The organism is Gluconacetobacter entanii (assembly GCF_003206495.1).
Classification (GTDB): domain Bacteria; phylum Pseudomonadota; class Alphaproteobacteria; order Acetobacterales; family Acetobacteraceae; genus Novacetimonas; species Novacetimonas entanii.
The window spans coordinates 1-6329 of record NZ_NKUF01000078.1 but is presented as its reverse complement, the minus strand read 5'-3'; the positions used below and the strand labels follow the sequence as shown (position 1 = coordinate 6329).

At 61.8% G+C, this 6329-nt stretch carries 3 protein-coding genes and 1 pseudogene; all 4 read left to right on the top strand.

Going from position 1 to position 6329, the window contains the following annotated elements; genetic code table 11:
* Positions 1–98 precede the first annotated feature (98 nt).
* Positions 99–329, top strand: a pseudogene (locus CFR72_RS15930) (fumarylacetoacetate hydrolase family protein); the annotation flags it as partial.
* Positions 330–385: 56 nt separating this feature from the next.
* Entirely contained in the window at positions 386–1462 is a 1077-nt protein-coding gene (locus CFR72_RS15925; protein WP_110914734.1) for an aldo/keto reductase, read from the top strand.
* Positions 1463–1677: 215 nt separating this feature from the next.
* On the top strand, positions 1678–2859 hold the full coding sequence (locus CFR72_RS15920; RefSeq protein ID WP_110914733.1) for a zinc-dependent alcohol dehydrogenase: 1182 nt from the start codon (positions 1678–1680) through the stop codon (positions 2857–2859).
* Positions 2860–3407: 548 nt separating this feature from the next.
* On the top strand, positions 3408–6011 hold the full coding sequence (gene clpB / locus CFR72_RS15915; protein WP_110914732.1) for an ATP-dependent chaperone ClpB: 2604 nt from the start codon (positions 3408–3410) through the stop codon (positions 6009–6011).
* The last annotated feature ends 318 nt before the right edge of the window (positions 6012–6329 follow it).

Sequence of the window (6329 nt, the reverse complement as noted above, 5' to 3'; positions counted from 1 at the left end):
AGTCGTTAAACAGGCTCAGACCATGGATCCAAAACACGGAGAAGAAAAAATGATCTCGCAGTGAAAGTGGCCATTGACGTGAAACTCCTCATGTGAGGGGCCGCATCAGCCTGAGCATCAATGGCGAGGACCGCCAGGTGGGCGACCTGTCGGACATGATCTGGTCGGTGGCGGAAATCATCGCCGCGCTGAGCCGTTTCGTGGCCCTTGCGCCGGGTGACCTCATCATGACAGGCACGCCGTCCGGCGTTGGCCCGGTGGGACGCGGCGACGTGATCCATGCCGTGTGCGCCGGTGTGGGGGAACTCAGCGTCACTTACGGTCGCTAGGGCCGCCGTCCCGGCCCGCCATCATTTCCATATCATCCGCACAGGAGAGACAGATCATGCAATATCGTCAGCTTGGGCGCTCCGGCCTGCGCATTTCCGCCTTTACGCTGGGGACGATGACCTTTGGCGGCAAGGGCGACTTCGCCAAGACAGGGAATACCGACCTTGCCGGGGCAAAGCGCCAGATCGACATGTGCGTGGATGCCGGGATCAACATCTTCGACACCGCCGACATCTATTCCTCCGGCGTGTCGGAGGAGATCCTTGGCGCGGCGCTGAAGGGACGCTCGCCCGACCTGCTGGTCAGTTCCAAGGCCCGTTTTACCATGGGACCGGGGCCGAATGATGCGGGATCGTCGCGCTATCACCTGATCAACGCGTGCGAAGCCAGCCTGAAACGGCTGGGGCGTGACCATATCGACCTGTATTACCTGCATGAATGGGACGGGCAGACGCCGCTTGATGAAACGCTGGAGGCACTCGATACCCTGACGCGCAGCGGCAAGATCCGGTATGCGGGGGTTTCCAACTTCTCCGGCTGGCACCTGATGAAGGCGTTGGGCACGGCAGAGCGCAACCGCCTGATCGCGCCGGTGGCGCAGCAGATCTATTACTCGCTCCAGGCGCGGGAGGCGGAATATGAACTGCTGCCGGTGGCGGTGGACCAGGGCATTGGCGTGCAGGTCTGGAGCCCGATGGCCGGTGGCCTGCTGTCGGGCAAGTACCAGCGCGGCAAGCCGCAGCCGACCGGCACCCGCCAGATCGAGAAATGGGGCGAACCCCCCGTCTATGACATCGAAAAGCTTTATGACGTGGTCGAAGTGCTGGTCGCGATCGCGGCGGAGCGCGGGGTGTCGGCCGCGCAGGTTGCGCTGGCATGGGTGGCGCATCGCCCGGCGATCACCTCCATCGTCATTGGCGCGCGCACCGATGTGCAACTGGTCGATAACCTCAAGGCCGCCGAACTGAGCCTGAGTGCGGAGGAGATGGCCCGCCTCGACAAGGCGAGCGCGCCGCCGGTGCTGTATCCGTACTGGCATCAGGCCAGCACGGCCTCGGATCGCCTGTCGCCTGCCGACCTGCTGCTGCTCGCCCCCACCATCGCGGAGCGGGCGAAGGACGGAAAATCCTGATAATCCACTGATAAATTTATAAAAGTTTTTGGTGAAGCTTTTTTCAAAAAGCTTCGGAAGACGCCGCCTTTTTAAAAAAGGCGGCACCCAAAAACTTTTATTATTTATCCTGCCAGAATCCCGGTGGGCATTGCATCGTCATGGAAACACTTCATCGGAAAACTCCGGGGAGGGGCGCGCGTCTGTCTCATATCACCTGAGCAGGACGACCTCCCATGAAAGCGCTGACCTGGCAGAAAAAGGGCAGGATCACATGCGAAAGCGTGCCTGATCCTGTCATCCGCGACGGTCGTGATGTCATCATCAAGGTGCGTGCATGCGCCATCTGTGGCTCCGACCTTCACCTGATGGACGGCATGATGCCGACCATGCAGTGTGGCGATGTCCTTGGTCATGAGACCATGGGCGAAGTGATCGAAGTGGGCAGGGACATTACTTCGCTGTCCATCGGGGACCGTATTGTCGTGCCCTTCACCATTTCCTGTGGCGCGTGCCGGCAGTGCAAATGGGGTAACTGGAGTTGTTGCGAGCGTACGAACCCCAACGGGCGGCAGCAGGCCGAAACGTTCGGCTATCCGCTGGCGGGGCTGTATGGCTATTCCCACATTACGGGTGGCTTTGCCGGGGGACAGGCGGAATATCTGCGGGTTCCGTATGCCGATGTCGGACCGATCGTGGTGCCGGACGGCCTGGGGGACGAACAGGTCCTGTTCCTGTCGGACATTTTCCCCACCGGCTATCAGGCCGCCGAAAACTGCGACATCACGCCGGAGGCGGAGAAAACCATCGCCGTGTGGGGCTGTGGCCCGGTCGGGCAGATGGCGATCCGGTCATGTTTCCTGCTGGGCGCGAAACGTGTCATCGCCATAGACGAAGTGCCCGAAAGACTGGCCATGGCGCGTCTGGGCGGGGCGGAGACCATAGATTTCCGCCACCAGAACATCCAGCAGACCCTGATCGACATGACGGGCGGGCTTGGCCCCGATGCGGTCATCGAAGCGGTCGGGATGGAGGCCCATGGCGCGGACACCATGATGCAGAAGGTTGGCTCCGCCCTGCTGTCGGCCACGACGCTGGAACGGCCATTCGCCCTCAATCAGGCCATCCTTGGGTGCCGGCCGGGCGGGATCGTGTCCATGCCGGGGGTTTATGCCGGCGCCCTTGGTCCCGTCATGGTGGGGGTGCTGATGAACAAGGGCCTGACCCTGCGCACCGGGCAGACCAACGTGCAGAAATATCTCGCCCCCCTGCTGGAACGGATCCGCAACGGGGATATCGACCCGTCCTTCGTCATCAGCCATCGTTCCACGGACCTTGAAGACGGGCCGGACCTGTATGAAAAATTCCGCGACAAGCGTGACAACTGCACCAAGGTTGTCTTTCGCCCGCATGGATAAGAATGAAGTCATAAAAGTTTTTGGTGAAGCTTTTTCCCAAAAGCTTTGAAAGACGTCGCCTTTTTAGATCAAAAGGCGACACCCAGAAACTTTTATCCGTTTACCAGCACATCACAGGTCCTGCCTGTAAAAACCCTCCTGACAGGCCAGACTGCTCCCCGCCGGTGAATATGCGATCCAGGGCGTGCTGCGGGCAGACGGCAGCACCGACCGGCTCTGTGCACCGCGCAGGGCCATGGGTCAGAGGCATCCCGGCCCATTCATTCCTCCCGACAGGATGCGCGCTGTGCGAATGGCCGCCCGGAGAAGAAGTCACGCCAGTCTTGATCCAGATTAAGTAGCATTTCACCAACCGGTGATCATCTGGGATGACGGATGTGTCCGATGCTGTGCGGTGGGAATGGGACAGGGAAACATGGGTGTGTCATCTTGTAATAACATGCGCCCATACCCAATTGTGAAACCAGCCGCTGTGCCGTTGCCTCTCCATCTGGGACGGCAGCAGCGGACCTGTTTTGTCGCCTGAGAATAAAGGGACGGGGGATTTTATGAATATCGAGAAGTTTACGGAACGTTCGCGCGGTTTCCTTCAGGCCGCGCAGACCATCGCGATGCGCGACTACAACCAGCAGCTTACGCCGGAGCATCTGCTCAAGGCGCTGCTTGATGATGACCAGGGGGCGGCGTCCGCGCTGATCCGCGCGGCAGGGGGGCAGCCCGCCACCATTGCCGCCGCCGTTGACGCAGCCCTTGCGAAATTGCCGAAGGTGCAGGGCGGTGGCGCGGGACAGCCCAGCGCCACGCCGGACCTCGTGCGCCTGCTCGATGCCGCCGAACAGGGCGCGCAGAAGGCAGGGGACGAATATGTGGCGCAGGACCGCCTGCTTGCCGCCATCGCGGCATCGGAAACGCCGGCCGGACAGGCCCTGCGTGCCGGTGGCGCCACCCCGCAGGCGCTTGACAAGGCCATCGCAACCATCCGCAAGGGACGCACCGTGACCAGTGAAAACGCCGAAGCCAGTTTCGACGCGTTGAAGAAATACGCCCGCGACGTGACCGAGATCGCGCAGCAGGGCAAGCTTGACCCCGTCATCGGCCGTGACGAGGAAATCCGCCGCGCCATCCAGGTGCTGGCGCGCCGCAGCAAGAACAACCCCGTCCTGATCGGTGAGCCCGGCGTGGGCAAGACCGCGATTGTCGAGGGGCTGGCGCTGCGTATCGTCAATGGCGACGTGCCGGAGGCGCTGAAGAACAAGAAGCTGCTCTCGCTCGACATGGGCGCACTGGTGGCTGGCGCGAAATATCGCGGCGAGTTCGAGGAACGCCTCAAGGCCGTGCTGAAGGAAATCGAGGCCGCCGAGGGCCAGATCATCCTGTTCATCGACGAAATGCACACCCTTGTTGGCGCGGGCCGTTCGGACGGGGCGATGGATGCGTCGAACCTCATCAAGCCGGAACTGGCGCGTGGCGTGCTGCATTGCATCGGTGCGACGACGCTGGACGAATACCGCAAGTATATTGAAAAGGACGCCGCCCTCGCCCGCCGGTTCCAGCCGGTTTACGTGGGTGAGCCGACGGTGGCCGACACGATCTCCATCCTGCGCGGGATCAAGGAGAAGTACGAACTCCACCACGGCATCCGTATTTCCGATGGCGCGCTGGTTGCGGCGGCGACCTTGTCGAACCGCTACATCACCGACCGTTTCCTGCCGGACAAGGCGATCGACCTTGTGGACGAGGCGGCAAGCCGCCTGCGCATGGAAATCGACAGCAAGCCGGAAGAACTCGACGAACTCGACCGTCGCCTGATCCAGCTCAAGATCGAGCGTGAGGCCATCCGCAAGGAAGACGACGCCGCCAGCAAGGAACGTCTGGTCAAGCTGGAGCTTGAACTGTCGGACCTGCAGGAAAAGTCGGATTCCCTGACCGCGGCGTGGCATGCGGAAAAGGATCGCGTCAACGCGGTGCAGAAGCTGCAGGAAGAACTCGACCAGGTGCGCTCCGACATTGAGGTCGCGCAGCGTCGGGGGGATCTGGGCCGTGCGTCGGAACTGATGTACAGCCGCCTGCCCGCACTGCAGACACAGATCGCGCAGGCACAGGAAGAAGCCGACCAGGCCAGCAAGGGCGCAGGCATGGTCAGCGATACCGTGACCGATCAGGGCATTGCCGCCGTGGTCTCGCGCTGGACCGGTGTGCCGGTGGAGCGCATGCTCGAAGGTGAGCGCGCGAAGCTGCTGCGCATGGAAGACGAACTGCGCAAGAGCGTGGTCGGGCAGGAACCCGCGCTGAAGGCTGTCTCCGACGCGGTGCGCCGTGCCCGTGCCGGCCTGCAGGATCCCAACCGCCCGATCGGTTCGTTCCTGTTCCTCGGCCCGACGGGCGTGGGCAAGACCGAACTGTGCAAGGCGCTGGCCCGCTTCCTGTTCGATGACGAGAAGGCGCTGCTGCGCATCGACATGAGCGAGTTCATGGAAAAGCACGCCGTGGCGCGTCTGGTCGGTGCCCCTCCCGGTTATGTCGGGTATGAGGAAGGTGGCGTCCTGACGGAGGCCGTGCGTCGCAGGCCGTATCAGGTCATCCTGTTCGACGAGGTCGAGAAGGCGCACGAGGACGTCTTCAACATCCTGCTGCAGGTGCTTGACGATGGCCGCCTGACGGATGGGCAGGGACGCACGGTGGATTTCCGCAATACGCTGATCGTGCTGACCAGCAACCTTGGCTCCAGTGTGCTGGCGCATCTGCCGGACGGGGAATCGGTGGAAAGCGTGCGGCCTGAGGTCATGAAGGTGGTGCGCGATCACTTCCGGCCGGAATTCCTCAACCGCCTGGATGAGATCATCCTGTTCTCCCGCCTGCAGAAGGCGGATATGGGCAAGATCGTCGAAATCCAGATCGGACGGCTGCGCAAGCTTCTGGCGGATCGCAACATCACGCTGGATCTCGACAAGGCGGGTGAGACGTGGCTGGCGGATGCCGGATATGACCCGGTCTATGGCGCGCGTCCGCTCAAGCGCGTGATCCAGCGCAGCCTGCAGAACCCGATGGCGGGGATGCTGCTGGCTGGTGACATCCATGACGGGGAGACCGTGAAGGTGTCTGCCGCTGACGATCACCTGACGATTGACGGGCATGCTGTTGACGCGGACTGACGTGCTGGCGGCGTAAGCTGCAAGGGAGAGGGGGAGGCGGGAGCCTCCTCCTCTTTTTTTTGCTTTTTTTTCGTGGGATGGTGCCGGGAATGGGAGTTTTTGGTACGGGTTTGCCGGTTTTCCGCCGTTTTTTCGGGGTTTGCATAAGGCGTTGACAATGGGGGGCGATCTCCGTAAAACCCGCTTCACCGAACGGCACACCAGCCGCTACGGACTTGGTCATTGACAATAGAATAGAGACTGGAAGGGATATGTTGGCGGCGTTTTGCTGTGTCTGCGTTGAGTAGATGCGGTGGAGGTGCGGTTGGATTGGGTGAC

Excerpts from the sequence above, each read along its gene's own strand:
- CFR72_RS15925 (WP_110914734.1), top strand. The coding sequence starts at position 386 with ATGCAATATCGTCAGCTTGGGCGCTCCGGCCTGCGCATTTCCGCCTTT.
- CFR72_RS15920 (WP_110914733.1), top strand. The coding sequence starts at position 1,678 with ATGAAAGCGCTGACCTGGCAGAAAAAGGGCAGGATCACATGCGAAAGC.
- clpB (WP_110914732.1), top strand. The coding sequence starts at position 3,408 with ATGAATATCGAGAAGTTTACGGAACGTTCGCGCGGTTTCCTTCAGGCC.